The following is a 17,501-nucleotide window of genomic DNA, read 5'->3' as shown; positions in this document are numbered from 1 at the left end:
CGTGAGGCTTGACTATACAACACCCAAACAGTTGTATACAAAGCATCAATCGATTCATAAATATGCAATATCCCTTGATTCAGCCTAATGCTGGAACATACAATTCAGACCCGGATCTGCCCTCTGTTAATAACTCATTTGGACCAAAGTACGGCACATACTGCACCGCAGTTAAATCAGACCCGAACAAGTCCATCAACAGTTGTGCTGGCGACCATAGCAAGAGTGAACCACCTGATCCCTTCCCGAACTCAGAAGTGAAACCTCTTAGCGCTGATGGTAGTGTGGGGTTACCCATGTGAGAGTAAGTCATCGCCAGCTCATTATTCTAAAAAAGCCCCCTCATCGAGGGGGCTTTTTTTTATGCGGGGGTTAAATAATATTAGAATGATATTTTTTGAACTCTTTTAAATAATAGTCAATAATTCATCTAATGTTAAGTAGCCCTATATAAGGGTTAAACAATATAAAATTTAATGAATATTCAAGAAGCTTGCTCTAGCGTATAAACATTTTAATATTTAAATTTCTTTTAAGGGGCTGAGTATTAAAAAAATTATTTAACCTTATAAAAAAATAGAACTTTTTTATTCTTATATATTCAATTTATTCATAAATTAATCGAATAAAAAATTGTGAGGATAAAGAAAAAGGGCAGTTCAGCCCTAGTTCTTATAATTTTTATATTAGTTAACCCATCAGATTATGATAAACACTAAACAGAATCCAAAGAATCACAAGTGCTACAATTGGCTCAAGGACCCGCGCCCATCCAGGCACAAGTGGAGTAGACTCTGCAGTCGATTGTAGTGCCTGTACAGGCTGCTGATGAGGGCTCTCTTGAATATTTTGCTGATTTACCATTTGATTAAACTCCTTCATGGTTTCTTCTAATGATAACTCTTCTTGCTCAATTGGTTTAGAACCTATCAACTCAGTTAACTCACTTGTTGCCCAAATCCAGTCATCTGCCTGTCCGGATAAGTGTTCAATTTGTCCTAGTAAGAGTTCTTTTAGTCCTGAAGGTCCGAAATTCCCTGTATCATCTAACTGTTTAATTTCAGAGAACTGTACTGATAATACCTGTGTAATCGCATCTTCCAGCTCAGATTTACTTAAATTGGACTGATTCTTAGGGCAGGTGGTTAAATGCCGGGCGATTTCCTGTATATACAGCTGATCTTGAGTACGAATTTCTTGATAAACCTTATTAGCATCATAACGCCATAAAGTAATCAGCTTTGCTAAAGCAAGCGTATTAATTTCACAAATATACTTTTTTCTTTGGTCAGCTGGGTATTGTTTAAGCAGCTGAGGCTTTTGAATTTGTATTTGCTCAGCGAAATATTGGACTAAATCAAAAGCCATGGTGAACTCCCTAATTTTTTTAATCTAAAAGTCTCAAACTCGGTTTTTTCTTAGGTGAATCAGTTGTTTCTTGTTCAGCAGATTTTAAAGTATCTTTTTCTGTTTGGGTATCTGGATATTCTGCTGGATCGAAAAATAAGCCCTGACCATTTTCTCGTGCATATAAGCCTAGTACTGCCTCAATAGGAACATAAAGTTCGCGAGATGCGCCGGAAAAACGTGCAGAGAAAGTAATAGCCTCATTACTCATATGAAATTGATGTACTGCATGAGGTGCAATATTAAGCACAATCTGTCCGTCTTGAACAAACTGTTCTGGAACCATCGTTTGAGGATGGGTTGCATTGACCAGCAAGTGTGGTGTTAACTGGTTATCACAAATCCATTCATATATTGCCCGGGCCAGATAAGGACGGGTAGGGGACAAGTTAAGTTCTTGTTCAGTCATAATCGAGCTCTATTGATTAACTAGAATTTCATTGAAACGGTTTTTTTCTTGCTGGGTCATCGATTTGACAAAAGCAGGACGGCTAAAAATACGCTGACAATAAAGCAGGATTGGCCGGCAATGCTGTCTTGGCAGTTCAATTCCCATAGATTTTAACCGTATAAAAATAGGTGCCAGCATACAATCTAATATTGTAAAGTTTTCAGACATAAAATAGGGAAAATGTTGAAAAAGCGGAGTTAAAGAAACCAAGGTATCTTTAAGCTCCTGCCGTGTCTGTTTTTGTTCTGGCTGGCTCAATGTGTCGGTATGGCATAGCAGGATGTCTGCAAGTCTGAGCCAGTCCTGTTCAAGACGCCAGATATATTGACGCTGCTCTGCACGCTGCATAGGTGCATCCGCATAAAGCTTATTTTGTCTATAGCGATCATCAATATATTCAGAAATAATGACTGTATTGAAGAGCTTAAGATCTTGTTCAACCAGCATTGGTAAGCGGTTATAAGGGTTCAGGCTGGCTAGGTCTTCATCTTCATGATCAACCAATACCAGATGGTATTTAATCTGTTTTTCAGCCAGTACCAAGCGAATCCAGTGTGAGCGGAAGTCATCTGCATGACTATATAACGTAATACCCTGTAGTGGTGTATTTTCCAAAGACATAAACCAGCAAGAAGCAAAGTGGATAAATTAGGATACTAAAATTCAACCTAAAAAGCACGAACCATAAAGGACTAATCCTATTAAGACGGGATAGATTATAAGAAAAATGACAGGAGTGGGATAAAATGATGATTAAATTAATGCTATTAATATTTTTTGTTATGATCGGAGTAATTAATTACTATCTAAACAAGTCATTCTGGTGTCATGAAGGAATCTGGGGTAAGGATGTTCATGAACAATAAAAATTTAATCGTCTACTTTAGAATAGAGGGATGAATCAATAAAAAAGCCCTGATAAAAACCAGAGCTTCTTTGACCGATTCGGTAAACGAATTAACGTTTAGAGAACTGAGGACGTTTACGTGCTTTACGTAGACCAAGTTTCTTACGTTCAACTTCACGAGCATCACGAGTTACGAAACCAGCCTGACGAAGAGACGGTTTTAGTGTTTCGTCAGCAGCGATCAGAGCACGGGTAATACCGTGACGGATTGCACCAGCTTGACCACCGATACCACCACCTTTAACAGTGATGTAAAGGTCATATTTTTCAGTAGCTTCAAGAAGCTCTAAAGGCTGACGTACAACCATACGAGCAGTTTCACGACCGAAATATTGCTCTAAAGAACGGTTGTTGATCACGAGTTTACCAGTACCAGCTGATAGGAAAACACGTGCAGTTGCGGTCTTACGGCGACCTGTGCCATAGTTAGTAGCCATGTGCTGTATCCCTTAGATATCCAAAACTTGTGGCTGTTGAGCAGCGTGTGGATGCTCGCTACCAGCGTACACTTTCATCTTCTTGATCATTGCATAACCAAGAGGACCTTTTGGCAACATACCTTTAACAGCTTTTTCTAGAACTGCTTCAGGTTTGTGAGCGATTAACTTTTCAAAGTTAGTCTCTTTTAAACCGCCTGGGAATTCAGTGTGGCGATAGTATTTCTTGTCAAGTGCCTTGTTACCAGTTACTTGAACTTGCTCAGCGTTAATCACAACGATGTAATCACCAGTGTCAACGTGAGGAGTATAAGAAGTCTTGTGTTTACCGCGTAAACGACGAGCGATTTCAGTCGCTAGACGACCAAGAGTTTTGCCAGAAGCATCAACAACGTACCAGTCGTGTTGTACTTCAGCTGGCTTCGCGCTGAGAGTTTTCATTCAACCACTACCTATTATAGTTGGTTTGGACAAAGAAGCTGTCCAAACAAAAAGGAGACCGAATTCTACCCGATAATCAGGAGAACCACAATAAAAAAATCGAGTATTAGGCTTCTAATGTTACGCTTTAAATTATAAAAAGAGAAGGTTGTTTACTGGATCCTTCTAAAGCAAATTTGTATAAAGATATCTTAGTTAAAGAAAGGTAGGCCTTTTTAAAAATACGGCACTAAATTTGTGTGAAGTGCTTGTACTTCATAAAGAATAACGGGGCTCCAAAAGGGCTAGTCAGTTTATAGTCTGTATTAGCACTATATGACGAGCCCTAATATTTTAAATATTAATTTTACTGCTAGTATTCTCTATATCTATAGAGTTTTAAATAAAATTGATGAAGCTATAGAATCTTTTATCTGGAAGCTTGTTTATTTTAATCAGCATAACGCTGCTACATACAATTTAAGACCCTATACAATGCTCTCAGCTGTACAATATAAATTAAAGATGATTAGGTCTGAAGTTAATCATCCTTAAAACTCAGGAGTCGTTAAGTATGCTGCCTTTATATGTGACCAGTGGTGAGCCAGCAGGAATTGGTCCAGATATTTGCCTTGGTTTGGCAGAACGTATGGATCGACGGCCGATTGTTATTCTGGCTGACCGCACATTATTACTCGACCGTGCGGAACAGCTGGGCTATAGCCTTAAACTGATAGACTATACAGGACAGCAGCAAGGTTGTGTTCCGGGTGAATTATATATCGAACATGTTCCTCTAAAAGTACCTTGTAAAAATGGTAAGTTAAACCCCCAAAATTCAGCATATGTACTTGAGCAGTTACAGCGCTCGGCAGCTTATGCCATGACAGGAAAAAGCGCGGGGGTAGCGACTGCACCTGTACAAAAATCTGTAATCAATGAAGCTGGAATAAACTTTAGTGGTCACACTGAGTACTATCAGGAGTTTGCCGGGGTAGAGCGTGTAGTGATGATGCTGGCAACCAAAACCTTAAGAGTGGCACTGGTCACTACTCATTTGCCCTTGCGTGCTGTTCCCGATGCCATTACAGAAGAACGCCTGCATCAGGTGATCAATATTTTGCTTCATGATTTAAAAACTAAATTTAAGATTGAGCAACCGAAGATTCTGGTTTGTGGTCTAAATCCGCATGCAGGTGAAAATGGTTATCTGGGCCGTGAAGAAATTGAAGTAATTAACCCGGTATTAGAACATTACCGTGCACAAGATATTAATATGAGTCTGAGCCTGCCCGCTGATACATTATTTACGCCAGAAAACCTAAAAGATGCTGATGCTGTTTTGGCCATGTATCACGACCAAGGACTACCTGTGCTAAAATCTCAAGGTTTTGGTGAAGCCATTAATATTACATTGGGTTTACCGTTTATTCGTACTTCAGTTGATCACGGCACTGCATTATCGCTTGCCGGAACTGGTCGGGCAAAAAGTTCAAGTCTGCAGGTTGCTGTTGACCTGGCGCTTGAGTTAGCTCACTAATTTTTGTTGGAAATCGTTCTATGTATCATATTAATGCCCTAAACCCTAAAGATGAAGGGCATAAGGCGCGAAAACGCTTTGGCCAAAACTTCCTGCATGATCAACGGGTAATTGAAAAGATTGTACGTTCAGTCAATCCTCAGCCGGGTGATAATATTGTAGAAATTGGTCCTGGACTGGCTGCGTTAACTGCACCTCTTATTGCCGAGTGTGAAGCACTGACCGTGGTGGAACTGGACCGTGATCTTGCAGCAGGTTTGCCTGGACGGGTACCTTATCCTGAGCGTTTGACCATTATAGAATCCGATGCATTAAAATATGATTTCAGTCAGCTTTTTAAAGAAGGTCAGCCATTACGTGCAGTAGGCAATCTGCCTTACAATATTTCTACGCCATTATTGTTCCATCTCCTGGAGTTTGGCGATAAAGTCAAAGATATGCATTTTATGCTGCAAAAAGAAGTTGTGGATAGAATTACCGCTGAGCCAAATACTAAAGAATATGGGCGTCTGTCAGTGATGATTCAGTATTATTGCAAGCCGACCTATTTGTTTGAAGTGCCACCTGGTTCATTTAATCCACCACCAAAAGTGACATCTGCAGTATTTCGTCTGGAACCCTACAAAGACAAACCGATCGTAGCCCAGAATGAAAAGGCTTTGGCACGTTTAGTTTCGCATGTTTTTACCCAGCGTCGTAAAACTCTGCGTAACAGCTTAAAAGGAATGCTGGCAGAAAATGGTTTTGAAAAAGCCGGGGTTAATCCAATGGCACGTCCGGAAACATTAACACTTGCCGAATTTGTTGCTCTTTCTGACAATATGGTGAACTAAGATATGGCAAAACGCTATAACTATATTATCGGAGACATACAGGGCTGTTTTAAGGCTTTAAAAGCATTACTCAAGCATATTCAGTTTGACGCTAGCCAAGATTTTATCTGGTTTGCTGGAGACATTGTCGCACGTGGTGAAAACTCACTGGGTGCATTGCGCTTTGTCAAAAAACTGGTTGAGAATGGGGCAGCAGCTACAGTTCTGGGAAATCATGATCTGAATCTTTTGGCCTGTGCCCGTGGTTTGAAAGAAACCAAACCCAAAGATAAAACTCAGGAAGTGATTGATGCTATAGATAGTGACGAGCTGATTGACTGGTTACGAAAACAACCCCTGTGTCTATTTCCTGACGAGAAAACAATACTAACCCATGCCGGCGTGCCTTGTATCTGGACCGCAGAACAGACTGCCTGCTTGGCCCATGAGGTGGAGGCTATACTGGCTCATGAAGATTTTACAGTATTGGATGACTTTTTAAGCGCGATGTACGGCACAGAACCAGACACATGGTCAGATAAATTGCAGGGTAATGCGCGTTTACGCTGTATTACCAATTATTTGACCCGGATGCGCCTTAGCAATGCGGAAGGCCGTCTTGAGTTCAGCTTCAAGGATTCTTTAGATGACCCAATGCCGGCAGGCTTTCAGCCCTGGTTTGAATTTGATTCTAAAGCCGCAGAAACACATCAGGTTGTATTTGGTCATTGGGCAGCCTTACAGGCTAAGACTGTCAGTACGAATATCCAGAATGTTGATGGAGGCTGTGTCTGGGGAAATCAGCTGGTTGCATTTCGTCTGGAAGATCAGCAATTATTTAAAGTCGATAATCCCTGCTTTGAATAAGAGGCTTATTCTGGTTTCTTGATGAGCAATATGCTAGAAAAAATTGTTAGAAATAATCTATAAAAAACCACTCGGTATGAGTGGTTTTTTAATGAAAAGATTTTATAGATTAAATTAGTCCTGACGAATCCAGGTCTGATTACGCCCCAAAGCAGAAACGCCAACATAACCACGTAACTGAAGACGTTTACCATTCGAACTCAGTTTGGCTTTCATACTGTAAATTTTTCCACTTAAAGGATCGATAATACGGCCGCCCGTATAGTTTTCACCTTCAGTATGTTTTAGACCAGTTAATACATCCATACCAAGAATTGGTTTATTGGTATAAGGCGCTGGACAATTTACACATGTTTCTTTAGGTGTATAACCTGGACGTGGTGTAACTTTGATAATACGCCCAGTAAATGAACCATTGGCTTCCTGCCTGATCTCAATCAATGCTTTAGATGAGCCAGTTTTATCGTCAATATTTTTCCAGGTCCCCGAAATATCCTGTGCAAAGGCTGCACTCGACAATGCGGAAAAAATGATGGCGCTGGCAAACTTAATTTTCTGCATCATTCAAATCCTTTTTGTATGAAAATGATCACAAATGTTATAGTAAGGTTAAACTTTAAACTCTTCAATCTTTATTTATGATTACCAGGTCACATTTATTGTAAATAAAGCAAGAATGTTGGAAGCCAGATTGCGGTAAATACACCATTGACAGCCATTCCAAATGCTGCATAACGACCGGCAACCTGTCCACGTTGCCAAGCTTGAGCTGTACCAATTGCATGTGCTGCTAGCCCCAGTGCAAGGCCAGATGCCCGTTCATCATTAATGTGTCTCAAGAGCAAAGGTGAAAAAGCAGCCCCAATCACACCAGATAGAATTACAATCAGGGTGACGAGAGTTAAAGGTGCATGTAACAAGGTAGCAATGTTCAGTGCAATTGGTGTTGTGACTGCCCGGGTTGCAAAAGCTAAAACAGTGGATTCAGACATGTGCAATAAATAAGCAAGAGTCATGGGTAATGCAACCGCACTAACACTGGCAAAGACCAGAATGCCGACCATTGATTTTAAGGGAAGATCGTCATAACGCATGGCCGCCAGCGGGACAGCTAAAGCAACAGTTACATAACCCAGCAGTCGATTAAAAATTGGATTGACATTCTGCATGTAATCTTCATAAGGCTGCTGAAGCAAGGCTAGCAGTCCGACCACAATAAACATACCAAAAACCAGTAGGGGAACCTGAGGAAATCGTTGATTCAAATATTTTGCACAGAAGTAGCTGACTGTAGTCAGCAAAAAGCCAAAAATAATCATGAGCATCGTTTTTATTCCTTATAACCAGCGTTTTGCCATTTTTGCATAAACCCATAACGGGAACAGGGTACTGATCACCAGCACTACCAGAAATAACGGAATATCTTTACCCATATGTATCAGCATCATAAGTGAGCCGGCACAGATGGGTAAAAAGGCAAAAGCGCTTTCTTTCATGATCTTATTATTGGTATCCACCAGACGGTGTGGCAATTTTTTAAATCTACGCCAGATCAACAGGATAATCAGCAGGCTGATCAGTCCAGTCAGATTACCCAGTTCAGGATGATTCCAGATTGACATGACCCAAACAGCAGCTTCACGGAAGATAACAATCAGGGCAAGCGTACCTGCCCAAGCGGCCCAGTCTATATTTTTAATTCGGTCCATGTCTTATTCAGCTTTTTTAAAACGTTATTTATCACGTTTTAACCTATCTGGTCCCTGATTTCAAACTCTTCCAGTGGTCGTTTGAACTGTTGAGAGTTCTGACCAAGTATTTCATCAATGGGTAAATGAGCTTGCTTGATCAGTTGCTCGAGTTTGTGGGGGGCCATATTCACAGTCAGATGAAGTTGACCTTCATCATCATAGGCTTCTGATTGGATCACATTCAGAGCATAAAGCTGTGTACGTAGCTTGCCATAAGCAGGATTGAGGACCAGTTCAAATTGCTGGAGTTGGCCCATCAGGCATTCCTGAACAGCCTGACGTAGCAGTTCAAGTCCCTGGCCTGAATGTGCCGATACATACACCCGTTCCGGCATGTGCGGTTTGGCATAGATAATTTTGGCTGCTTCACCACTTACATCGATCTTATTGTATACGCGCAGTACAGGTACATCAGCTCCAATTTCTTTAAGCACTGACTCTACGGCATCAATCTGTTCCATCATATCAGGGGTGCTGCTATCAATCACATGCAGCAACAAAGTCGCTTCCAGTGTTTCTTCGAGCGTAGCCTTAAATGACTCTACCAGAGAGTGGGGCAGGTTACGTACAAACCCTACCGTATCAGCCAGTACCAGACTGCCAATACCATCCCATTCCAGTCGCCGTAAGGTTGGATCTAATGTGGCAAAGAGCTGGTTAGCCGCATAGACTTCAGTATTTGCCAATATATTAAACAGGGTAGACTTACCGGCATTGGTATAACCCACTAGTGAAACAGTTGGAATAGCAGCTTTCTGACGTGCAGCACGACCTTGCATGCGGGTCTGGCGTACTTTTTCAAGTTTGTCTTTTAGCTGGCCCATACGGATCCGCAGTAAGCGACGGTCTGTTTCTAGCTGTGATTCCCCCGGACCACGCAAGCCGATCCCGCCTTTTTGTCGTTCTAGGTGAGTCCAGCCACGCACCAGACGGGTAGACAAATGTTCAAGTTGTGCCAGCTCAACCTGCAGTTTACCTTCATGAGTCCGAGCACGCTGTGCAAAAATATCCAGGATAAGGCCAGTCCGGTCAATGACACGGCACTGCATGACTCGTTCGAGGTTACGTTCCTGTGCAGGAGACAGGGAATGGTCAAAAATAACCAGATCAATCTCTTCAGTCTTGACCAGTTCAGCAATTTCTTCTGCTTTACCTGAACCAATAAAAAGTTTTGGGTCTGGCTTAATACGTTGTGCAGTTACATGGTGTAGGATTTCAGCGCCTGCTGATTGAGCTAAAAGGCGAAACTCTTCGGTATCGATATCTTCCAATAACTGGACCGAAACACTGACCAGGATTGCTCGTTCACCACCTTGATGTCGCTCAAAATATTCCACTAATCTGTAGACTCTCTAGCATTAAAACTTCATTTTAAATAAAAGCTGTATCCTACGCGAGCTTAATTAATTAAATTCGGTAACAAGCTTTAGATCATGCTGGAAAAGGCCTGAGCTGTTAAGATCATTCCACCGGCATACAGAATTGACCAGCCTAAAATAGTTTTTAAGGTAGAAAACATTTCAATATGTTCTACAGGGGGCTGCTGCTGGTTAGATACTTTCATCACCTTACCTCTATTTATTAATCCGATGAATATATAATATTTGATTGGATAAAATAATTAAAATTGAATTTTTTTATCCTTATGTTCGGTTTTTATCATCAATGCAAGGAGTGCTTTAAAAGTATAGAATGGAGCTGCAATTGAAATTGTTAAAATATGATCAGTTTTAGTGATAACTCTATGTCTCAGCTTTCCACTCAGCCTGTGCCGGTCTCCGGGCTTTCTAAAATCTGGCTTTACAGTAAAAAAATCGTCACGGGTATAGCACTTATCATAGAGGGCTTTTATCTGGTTTATCGTCACAGGTTATATAAGCATCCTAATAAAGTAGAAAATACCCGTTATGTACAGTATTTCTGTCGCCGTCTTGGCGAGGTATTTAATGTCGAGGTGCGGATTCATGGCACTATTCCTCGCCAGCCAGCACTTTGGGTCAGTAATCATATTTCATGGTTGGATATCGCAGTAATTGGTTCAGCAGCACGGGTATTTTTCTTGGCCAAGGCCGAAATTGAACAGTGGCCAGTGCTGGGTAAACTGGCTAAAGCAGGCGGTACGTTATTTATTAAACGGGGTTCTGGTGATTCAACCAGAATTCGTGAGCAGCTTACCGATTTTTTGAAACAGAATATTCCGGTTCTATTTTTTCCTGAGGCCACTACATCTGATGGCAGTTATATCAAGCGGGTATATGGCCGTTTGCTGGGCGCCGCATTGGCTGCACACAAACCGGTACAGATTGCGCTGATCTGTTATGTTAACCAGCAGGGAAAGTTAGATACGATTGTTCCGTTTATTGATGATCTGACTTTTGCTGAACATGTGCGCCGTGTACTTGAAATGCCACCTGTTACAGCCCACCTGATGGCTTTACCCGCTATTTCAGTAGAAGGCCATACGCTTGAGAGCTTAACTGCTGAAGTCCAGCAGGCTATGGTCAACGGTCTGGCCGAACTACATCAAAATGTTTTAAAAACTACTGCTATATCTTAAATTGAATAGCCAATTTGAAAATAAAAAGCTCGGTCGTCTGAGCTTTTTATTTTCTGTTCTGAATACTTTACATAAAGCCTTCTAGAGGTAACCAAGACAGGGCCTTAATGCCGGCACGTTCCCACCATTTCATTCGTGGCTCTTTATGATAGATCTTTCCACCCGGCTCTTGTGGCTGGAATTCCCAGGTCAGTTTATTATTGGCATCTAAAACCAGTTTATATGCATATTTTTTAAGATTTTCATCCATAGTTTTATGCACAGCGTTCGCCAGTTGAGGGCTGTTAAGAATGACTCCAATTTCAGAGTTTAAATAGGCTGAACGGGGATCAAAATTAAAAGAACCAATAAATACCTGTTTTTCATCTAGTGCCATCATTTTGGCATGCAGGCTGGAGCGACTGAGTCCTTTCATGCTGACTTTGGCTTTTTTTGAAATCTCCTGATTTACTTCATTTAGTTCTTCATCCGTGACAGCAGGTAGAAACTCATAAAGCTGTACACCATTTTCGAGCAACTGTTGACGGTACTTGGCATAAAATGCGTGTACAACGGCGACGTCATTTGCTGCATAAGAGTTAGTGAGTACCCGAACTTTAATACCGTCTTCTGCCAGCTGGCTCAGCATTTTCGAACCTTGCTTTTCAGGAACAAAATAGGCCGAGATCAGATCAACACTCTGTTCTGGTTTATCCAGATATTTTAATAACTGAAAATTGAGTAAACCTTCCTTTTTTGCTTTTGCTTTAATTTTTTCAGGTGGATCTTTAACGACTTCTGCTTTTACCCAGTCAAAACCAATTTTATGATAAAGCCATTCATCAAATGCTTTAGAACGGTTCGTCAGATCCAGATAGTTTTGTACACTCACTTCCTGATTATGGATGTCGAGCTGACGTTTTAAGCTTTCATAGCGTAAATGATGTCGCTGTGCACTGACAATTTCCTTAACCGGATAGGCATAATCATCATTCCAGTAGTCATCAAAGGAATGCACAATATCATCAACTGCTGACCCTAGCAGCATGACATCAACATCTGAGAACTGATAGGTTTCACTAACGTTATAGTACTGGTTGCTCATGTTACGTCCACCGATCAGGGCAATTTGGTGGTCAGCAATAAAACTTTTATTATGCATACGCCGGTTGATGCGTTTTAGGTCAAGCACCATGTCCATGGCACGGTATTTCCGGAAGCGATACGGATTAAATAGTTTAATTTCAATGTTTTTATGTTGTGATAACGCTAAATAAATTCCTTCCATGTTCTTGGCATTGTTATCATCTATCAGGAGCCTGACTTTAACACCGCGGTCTGCAGCACGAATCAGGGCATGCAGAGCCAGTGCACCAATCCGGTCGTTATCCCAGATGTAGTATTGTAAGTCTAAAGATTTTTCAGCTTTATCGATGAGACGCAGACGTGCTGCCAATGCTTCAAGTGGATCATATAGCACATGGTAACCGGTCAGGCCCGGATTCTGTTCACGTAGTGGTGTAACGATCTGCGAAAGGCTGGTTTGGCTTGCATCAATATCATGGGCGTACTGAGGAACCTGAGGCATTTGTCGAGGTAGCGTGGTACAAGCCGGAACAGTGAGCAGTAAACTGCAGCTCGCTAATAGCACAGCGCCAGACGAAGATTTCAAAGATCGTAAACGCATAAATAAGAGTGACCGATAGGACAGAAGAAACCGTAGCAATATGCTTACGAGTACAGAACTGAGCTAGAGTATAATTGGGTCGTAACAAAATATAAATATATAGCCCATTCGGGGCGATATGGATCAGAGATAGAGTATGCTGAAACTGACATCCCTAGTATTTTACTTTTATCTGAGCTTTGGACTCATTGCGCTTTGGGCAGTCTCTCAAGCCTGGATCAGCCAGTCGCGTACCGAAACGATTCATCCTTTTAAAGCTTTTGTGCATCTATTGGCTTTCTATCTTTCTTATCTGCTTTTTCCCTTATTCTTTTTTAGCCTGTATGCAGGCTGGAGTGGTTATTTCAATATCCATGAAGCTGTATTTGTCTTTCTTCTCAGCAGTGTGCTGATCTATGCACGTTTTATTGAGCCTCATTTAGTGCATGTACATCGGCACCAGTTCTCTTTAAATCCTGAAAAACCTTTCCAAAAACCGGTTAAGGTTGCTCTGGTTGCTGACTTGCATATAGGTTTATTTTCCGGACATGAACGCCAGCTTAAGATTATTGTAAATAAAATTAATCAGGAAAATCCTGATATTGTTGTGGTTGCCGGAGACTGGACATATGAACCTGAAAACCAGCTGGCAAAAGAACTTGAGATGTTGCGTGAGATTAAGGCCCCCGTATATTCGGTGACCGGAAATCATGACGAACAGTATCCGGGACCGCCTATTCAGGAATTATTACGACACGCATTAGAGAGTAATAATGTCATCGACATTGAGGGGAAGATTGTTGAATTTGATGAATTCCGACTGATTGGAGTAGGTGACTTGTGGGCAGGTAAAACAGACATGCGCTTACTTCCAGAGTTACCTCAAGACAAGCCTTGGTTAATTTTGTCGCATAATCCAGATACAGTAGATATGGTACCTGCTTTACCGACACGTCCCCTCATGCTTTCAGGCCATACTCATGGTGGACAGGTCGAATTGCCTTGGGTAACCAACTATATTATGAAGAAAGTCTCGATACTGGGGCATAAACGCGGTTTGTACAAGCACGAACATGCAGATGTATTTGTAACGGTAGGGACTGGAATGGTTGGGGTACCTTTTCGTTTTCGTGTACCGCCAACTATTGATATTATTGAATTAATTTGATACAGGCAGATTCATCATATAAAAAAGACGGGAGAAGCCCGTCTTTTTTATAACTGCTTCAGCTTAGATCTGGTTATTTACATCTTCATTTTTAGTTTCACGGATCAGCATAAACGCAATCAGTGAAAGAATAGAAGCAGCTGAGAGATAATAACCAACTGCTGCCAGGCCATAATTTTCAGCCAGTTTAGTCGCAATCAGCGGTGCAAATGATGCACCGAAAATACCTGCGAGGTTAAATGTTAAAGCAGAACCGGTATACCGTACTGAAGTCGGGAACAGCTCAGATAAAACCGTACCAATTGGCCCATAAGTCATTCCCATAATTGCAAGGCCGGTACATAAGAACAGGAATACGACCAAGGTACTACCTGATTCCAGCATGGAAGAAAATACCAGACCAAATAAGGCAGCCGCTATACATACCCCAATAGAAGTAGCTTTACGGCCAAACTTTTCTGCAAATACTGCAGAGAGTGGAATAAAAGCAGCAAAACATAAAGTTGCAATCAGTTGCAGTTCAAGAAACTCACCCCGTGAATAACCTAACTGTGTTGTGGCCCAGTTCAATGCAAATACAGTGGTTAGATAAAAGACAACAAAGGTACAGATCGCAGCCACAGTACCTAAAACCAGCATTGAAAAGTGCTTGGTAAATACTTCTTTAAATGGAATGTTAACTTCTTTCTGTTTATCAAGCACCTTCTGAAAAGCAGGGGTTTCATGTAATTTCGATCGGATATACAGACCTACAATAACCAGTGCTGCACTTGCAATAAAAGGAATACGCCAGCCCCATTGCAAAAATGCTTCTTCAGACATCAGAGCGCCTAGGAGCAGAAACGAGCCAGTCGCCAGAATAAAGCCAATTGGAGCACCAAGCTGAGGAAACATGCCATACCAGGCACGCTTGCCTTCTGGTGCATTTTCAGTAGCCAGCAATACTGCACCACTCCATTCACCCCCCAGCCCCAAACCTTGGCCCAGACGGCAAAGTGCCAATAATAACGGAGCTATAATACCAATCTGTGCATAGGTAGGTAATAAACCAATACAGACTGTGGAGATACCCATCGTCAGAAGGGCAGCTACCAGTGTTGCCTTACGGCCAATCCGGTCACCGAGATGGCCAAATAGTGCTGCACCAATTGGGCGGGCAATAAACGCAATAGCAAAAGTCGCTAAAGACTGGAGTACTGCCGCGCTACCGATTCCTGCCGGAAAAAACAGGTGAGGGAAAACAATCACTGCGGCAGTCGCATAGATATAAAAATCAAAAAATTCAATCGTCGTGCCGACGAGGCTCGCGAATAAAACACGAGCCTTAGAGTTAGTCGCTACTTCGGTGGTAGCAGCTGTAGTAGTTGATGACGCCATGGGTAACCTTACACTTCGTAAAAATAAATATTAGTTTTAAAAGCGTAATCTTTTTAAAAAAGGCGTAATTTCTTAAAAAAACAACGAAAATTAATCCATTAATCTCGTTCAGGGTCACTGAAAAGTGAGTACAAATGAATTAGATTACGTAAAGATAGATCGCCAGGAAGTGTAATCCTGCGCCTAACAATACAAAAATATGCCAGATAGCATGAGTATATCTTACTCTTTTTAAGGCATAAAACAATGCACCAATCGTATAAGCCAAACCACCTGCAATTAAAAGGGTTATGGTCTGTTTTGACAGGTACTGTCGCATGTCATCCATAACTAGCAATGCCATCCAACCCATCAACAGATAGGCCAGCAGGGAAATCTTTTGAAAACGGTGAATAAAAATCAATTTAAATACTGTGCCAATACCAGCAATGACCCATAAGGCAATAAGCAGGTTATGTGCTTTAGTGGTAGGCAATGCAATACTTAAAAAAGGCGTATAAGTACCTGCAATGAGATAATAAATGGCTGTGTGGTCCAGTTTCTTGTACCAGAATCTGCGCTGCTCGGTTCTGGAAAAGTGATATAACGTTGAACTTGTGAACAGTAATACCATGCTGCCTGCATATATCCATAATCCAATCCACTGGCCAGTCGGGAGATCACTGCCTTTTATGACCATCAGGACACCGGCGATCACGGCAAGTACTGCACCGACTGCATGGCTATATGCATTAAACTGTTCTTCTCTTGGATGATAAGATTCCGCAAGTGGAGAAGTCATAAACCAACCAATATATTTAAAAGTACAAGTGTATATTAATGCAGTTTTGCTTTTCAGGTAAGAACATTTAAAATTATTACTAATTTATCTAGGATTCTTTCCATGACATCTCCTGAAAGCTTTTCTGAACAGGAACAGCAATTTTTAAAAGAATTTCAGCAATCCCTTGATTTAAATCATTTTGAACGTCTGATATTAAGTCAGTATCAAGGTAAGCTTGAGGGGCTGCAAAAGATTACTTTCCGTCTGGTTGAGCTGCAAAATCAAGTAAAACTCTCTGGCCTGTATCATTATCAGACTCAAGATGTCACAAAAAACTATACTCTAGAAGAGGCAGTGCTGCACATTACATCTCTGCTTCATGACTGTAAACAGGCTAACCTGCTGATTGCATCTCATGAACTACAGCTGAAGAAAAACAAGAAAAAGGTCATGCTTACCCGTACAAAAAGAAAAGACATAACCAGCAAAGATACACCACTTATTACTCATGACCGGGAAAAGCAGCGTTATGTTGCACAAGATCGCCTATTTTTAAAATATTTAGGAATTACCGACGAAAAGGCCCAGATTATTCCGAGCATGGCGCGTAAATGGAAACAGATTAATAAGTTTATTGAAATTTTCTCAGGTGCTTTTGAACAGATTACTACACAAGATAAAGTACGAATTGTTGATTTTGGTTCAGGCAAGGGCTATTTAACCTTTGCTCTATATGACTATCTGCAAGAACAGAAACAGAAATTGCCTTTAATTACCGGAGTAGAACTGCGGCCTAATCTGGTCAGTTTCTGTCAGGAAATCGCACAGAAATCTGGATTTGAACATCTTGATTTTTTTGAAGGAGATGTGCGGACCTATCATCCTGAGCATCTTGATGTCATGATTGCCCTGCATGCCTGCGATGTGGCAACCGATTTTGCCATTCATACCGGTATCCGTTTAAATGCATCCATGATTATGTGCGCACCATGCTGTCATAAAGAATTACGCCCTCAGCTAGAAAGTCCTGAGGTTCTCCAGCCAATGCTGCAATTTGGAATTCACGCCGGACAACAGGCCGAGATGCTGACAGATACTATCCGTGCCTTATTACTCAAAGCTTATGGCTATGATACCAAAGTCTTTGAATTTATATCTTTAGAACATACCAGTAAGAACAAAATGATACTCGCGACCAAGCGCAAGAACTTCAAGCAGCCTGACCAGTCTGTACTGGAACAGATCAGGGCTTTAAAGGAGATGTATGGTATCCGCAAGCATTCTCTGGAACTGTTGTTAAATGACCAATGGGATCAACAGGATATTGGTTGCAAATGTTAACCTGGAAAATCTGTTCAGTCTTTAACTAAGCACTAGTGCACTGTGAACCAGAATGAAA

At 41.3% G+C, this 17,501-nt stretch carries 19 protein-coding genes and 1 rRNA gene; 7 read left to right on the top strand and 13 right to left on the bottom strand.

Annotated features, from left to right (window positions below; genetic code table 11):
• Window positions 1–206 precede the first annotated feature (206 nt).
• A 5S ribosomal RNA gene (gene rrf, locus N518_RS0110615) occupies window positions 207–321 on the top strand.
• 369 nt (window positions 322–690) lie between these two features.
• Here rrf and N518_RS0110610 read toward each other — a convergent pair.
• The 5 genes from N518_RS0110610 to rplM form a co-directional block, all read right to left on the bottom strand.
• Window positions 691–1,368 carry a hypothetical protein gene (locus N518_RS0110610; RefSeq protein ID WP_005024795.1) on the bottom strand — a complete coding sequence of 226 codons (678 nt, stop codon included), beginning with the start codon at window positions 1,366–1,368 and terminating at the stop codon, window positions 691–693.
• 19 nt (window positions 1,369–1,387) lie between these two features.
• Window positions 1,388–1,816, bottom strand: coding sequence for a ClpXP protease specificity-enhancing factor (locus N518_RS0110605; protein WP_005024797.1), 429 nt, complete (start codon window positions 1,814–1,816; stop codon window positions 1,388–1,390).
• Window positions 1,817–1,825: 9 nt separating this feature from the next.
• Window positions 1,826–2,479, bottom strand: coding sequence for a glutathione S-transferase N-terminal domain-containing protein (locus N518_RS0110600; protein ID WP_005024799.1), 654 nt, complete (start codon window positions 2,477–2,479; stop codon window positions 1,826–1,828).
• Between the two features lie 336 nt (window positions 2,480–2,815).
• Window positions 2,816–3,202: a 30S ribosomal protein S9 gene (rpsI, locus tag N518_RS0110590; RefSeq protein ID WP_005016111.1), complete on the bottom strand. Its 387-nt coding sequence runs from the start codon at window positions 3,200–3,202 to the stop codon at window positions 2,816–2,818.
• A 12-nt stretch (window positions 3,203–3,214) separates the two neighbouring features.
• Window positions 3,215–3,643 carry a 50S ribosomal protein L13 gene (gene rplM, locus N518_RS0110585; RefSeq protein WP_005016108.1) on the bottom strand — a complete coding sequence of 143 codons (429 nt, stop codon included), beginning with the start codon at window positions 3,641–3,643 and terminating at the stop codon, window positions 3,215–3,217.
• A gap of 553 nt (window positions 3,644–4,196) precedes the next feature.
• Between rplM and pdxA the strand changes: the two genes are divergently transcribed.
• Genes pdxA through N518_RS0110570 form a run of 3 tightly spaced genes read left to right on the top strand, consistent with a single transcriptional unit; the run spans window position 4,197 to window position 6,841 of the window.
• A complete protein-coding gene (pdxA, locus tag N518_RS0110580; RefSeq protein WP_005024803.1) occupies window positions 4,197–5,162 on the top strand; it encodes a 4-hydroxythreonine-4-phosphate dehydrogenase PdxA in 966 nt (321 codons plus the stop codon).
• 20 nt (window positions 5,163–5,182) lie between these two features.
• A complete protein-coding gene (gene rsmA, locus N518_RS0110575; protein WP_005016100.1) occupies window positions 5,183–5,995 on the top strand; it encodes a 16S rRNA (adenine(1518)-N(6)/adenine(1519)-N(6))-dimethyltransferase RsmA in 813 nt (270 codons plus the stop codon).
• 3 nt (window positions 5,996–5,998) lie between these two features.
• Window positions 5,999–6,841, top strand: coding sequence for a symmetrical bis(5'-nucleosyl)-tetraphosphatase (locus N518_RS0110570; RefSeq protein WP_017401196.1), 843 nt, complete (start codon window positions 5,999–6,001; stop codon window positions 6,839–6,841).
• A 114-nt stretch (window positions 6,842–6,955) separates the two neighbouring features.
• On the opposite strand, the gene N518_RS0110565 is transcribed toward N518_RS0110570, so the two are convergent.
• From N518_RS0110565 to N518_RS17230, 5 genes are all read right to left on the bottom strand, one after another.
• A complete protein-coding gene (locus N518_RS0110565; RefSeq protein WP_005404335.1) occupies window positions 6,956–7,402 on the bottom strand; it encodes a DUF2147 domain-containing protein in 447 nt (148 codons plus the stop codon).
• Between the two features lie 95 nt (window positions 7,403–7,497).
• Window positions 7,498–8,166: an LrgB family protein gene (locus N518_RS0110560; RefSeq protein WP_005024806.1), complete on the bottom strand. Its 669-nt coding sequence runs from the start codon at window positions 8,164–8,166 to the stop codon at window positions 7,498–7,500.
• 12 nt (window positions 8,167–8,178) lie between these two features.
• Window positions 8,179–8,550 (bottom strand): hypothetical protein, encoded by a 372-nt coding sequence (locus N518_RS0110555; protein ID WP_005016094.1) that lies wholly within the window; start codon window positions 8,548–8,550, stop codon window positions 8,179–8,181.
• Window positions 8,551–8,588: 38 nt separating this feature from the next.
• Entirely contained in the window at window positions 8,589–9,929 is a 1,341-nt protein-coding gene (gene hflX / locus N518_RS0110550) for a ribosome rescue GTPase HflX (protein ID WP_005016093.1), read from the bottom strand.
• Between the two features lie 89 nt (window positions 9,930–10,018).
• A complete protein-coding gene (locus N518_RS17230; protein ID WP_005024813.1) occupies window positions 10,019–10,156 on the bottom strand; it encodes a hypothetical protein in 138 nt (45 codons plus the stop codon).
• Window positions 10,157–10,336: 180 nt separating this feature from the next.
• Here N518_RS17230 and N518_RS0110540 point away from each other — a divergent pair, with 180 nt between their 5' ends.
• Complete coding sequence (locus tag N518_RS0110540) at window positions 10,337–11,149, top strand: lysophospholipid acyltransferase family protein (RefSeq protein WP_026056672.1); 813 nt, start codon at window positions 10,337–10,339, stop codon at window positions 11,147–11,149.
• A 67-nt stretch (window positions 11,150–11,216) separates the two neighbouring features.
• Here the strand turns inward: N518_RS0110540 and N518_RS0110535 are convergent, their stop codons facing one another.
• Window positions 11,217–12,815 carry a phospholipase D family protein gene (locus N518_RS0110535; protein WP_026444224.1) on the bottom strand — a complete coding sequence of 533 codons (1,599 nt, stop codon included), beginning with the start codon at window positions 12,813–12,815 and terminating at the stop codon, window positions 11,217–11,219.
• A 136-nt stretch (window positions 12,816–12,951) separates the two neighbouring features.
• Between N518_RS0110535 and N518_RS0110530 the strand changes: the two genes are divergently transcribed.
• Window positions 12,952–13,962 (top strand): metallophosphoesterase, encoded by a 1,011-nt coding sequence (locus N518_RS0110530; protein WP_026444223.1) that lies wholly within the window; start codon window positions 12,952–12,954, stop codon window positions 13,960–13,962.
• A gap of 63 nt (window positions 13,963–14,025) precedes the next feature.
• Here the strand turns inward: N518_RS0110530 and N518_RS0110525 are convergent, their stop codons facing one another.
• Both N518_RS0110525 and trhA read right to left on the bottom strand, forming a co-directional pair.
• On the bottom strand, window positions 14,026–15,339 hold the full coding sequence (locus N518_RS0110525) for an MFS transporter (protein ID WP_017401200.1): 1,314 nt from the start codon (window positions 15,337–15,339) through the stop codon (window positions 14,026–14,028).
• Between the two features lie 139 nt (window positions 15,340–15,478).
• Window positions 15,479–16,120, bottom strand: a complete 642-nt coding sequence (trhA, locus tag N518_RS0110520) for a PAQR family membrane homeostasis protein TrhA (protein WP_017401201.1) — start codon at window positions 16,118–16,120, stop codon at window positions 15,479–15,481.
• Window positions 16,121–16,222: 102 nt separating this feature from the next.
• On the opposite strand from trhA, the gene N518_RS0110515 reads away from it, so the two are divergent.
• Complete coding sequence (locus N518_RS0110515; protein WP_005024824.1) at window positions 16,223–17,443, top strand: class I SAM-dependent methyltransferase; 1,221 nt, start codon at window positions 16,223–16,225, stop codon at window positions 17,441–17,443.
• The last annotated feature ends 58 nt before the right edge of the window (window positions 17,444–17,501 follow it).

This window comes from Acinetobacter sp. UNC436CL71CviS28 (assembly GCF_000620525.1).
Classification (GTDB): Bacteria; Pseudomonadota; Gammaproteobacteria; order Pseudomonadales; family Moraxellaceae; genus Acinetobacter; species Acinetobacter radioresistens.
The sequence above is the reverse complement of the archived record's forward strand: the minus strand, read 5'-3'. Positions and strand labels throughout refer to the sequence as shown.

Coding starts and splice junctions, on each gene's coding strand:
- N518_RS0110610 (WP_005024795.1), bottom strand. CDS start 1,368: ATGGCTTTTGATTTAGTCCAATATTTCGCTGAGCAAATACAAATTCAA.
- N518_RS0110605 (WP_005024797.1), bottom strand. CDS start 1,816: ATGACTGAACAAGAACTTAACTTGTCCCCTACCCGTCCTTATCTGGCC.
- N518_RS0110600 (WP_005024799.1), bottom strand. CDS start 2,479: ATGTCTTTGGAAAATACACCACTACAGGGTATTACGTTATATAGTCAT.
- rpsI (WP_005016111.1), bottom strand. CDS start 3,202: ATGGCTACTAACTATGGCACAGGTCGCCGTAAGACCGCAACTGCACGT.
- rplM (WP_005016108.1), bottom strand. CDS start 3,643: ATGAAAACTCTCAGCGCGAAGCCAGCTGAAGTACAACACGACTGGTAC.
- pdxA (WP_005024803.1), top strand. CDS start 4,197: ATGCTGCCTTTATATGTGACCAGTGGTGAGCCAGCAGGAATTGGTCCA.
- rsmA (WP_005016100.1), top strand. CDS start 5,183: ATGTATCATATTAATGCCCTAAACCCTAAAGATGAAGGGCATAAGGCG.
- N518_RS0110570 (WP_017401196.1), top strand. CDS start 5,999: ATGGCAAAACGCTATAACTATATTATCGGAGACATACAGGGCTGTTTT.
- N518_RS0110565 (WP_005404335.1), bottom strand. CDS start 7,402: ATGCAGAAAATTAAGTTTGCCAGCGCCATCATTTTTTCCGCATTGTCG.
- N518_RS0110560 (WP_005024806.1), bottom strand. CDS start 8,166: ATGCTCATGATTATTTTTGGCTTTTTGCTGACTACAGTCAGCTACTTC.
- N518_RS0110555 (WP_005016094.1), bottom strand. CDS start 8,550: ATGGACCGAATTAAAAATATAGACTGGGCCGCTTGGGCAGGTACGCTT.
- N518_RS17230 (WP_005024813.1), bottom strand. CDS start 10,156: ATGAAAGTATCTAACCAGCAGCAGCCCCCTGTAGAACATATTGAAATG.
- N518_RS0110540 (WP_026056672.1), top strand. CDS start 10,337: ATGTCTCAGCTTTCCACTCAGCCTGTGCCGGTCTCCGGGCTTTCTAAA.
- N518_RS0110535 (WP_026444224.1), bottom strand. CDS start 12,815: ATGCGTTTACGATCTTTGAAATCTTCGTCTGGCGCTGTGCTATTAGCG.
- N518_RS0110530 (WP_026444223.1), top strand. CDS start 12,952: ATGCTGAAACTGACATCCCTAGTATTTTACTTTTATCTGAGCTTTGGA.
- N518_RS0110525 (WP_017401200.1), bottom strand. CDS start 15,339: ATGGCGTCATCAACTACTACAGCTGCTACCACCGAAGTAGCGACTAAC.
- trhA (WP_017401201.1), bottom strand. CDS start 16,120: ATGACTTCTCCACTTGCGGAATCTTATCATCCAAGAGAAGAACAGTTT.
- N518_RS0110515 (WP_005024824.1), top strand. CDS start 16,223: ATGACATCTCCTGAAAGCTTTTCTGAACAGGAACAGCAATTTTTAAAA.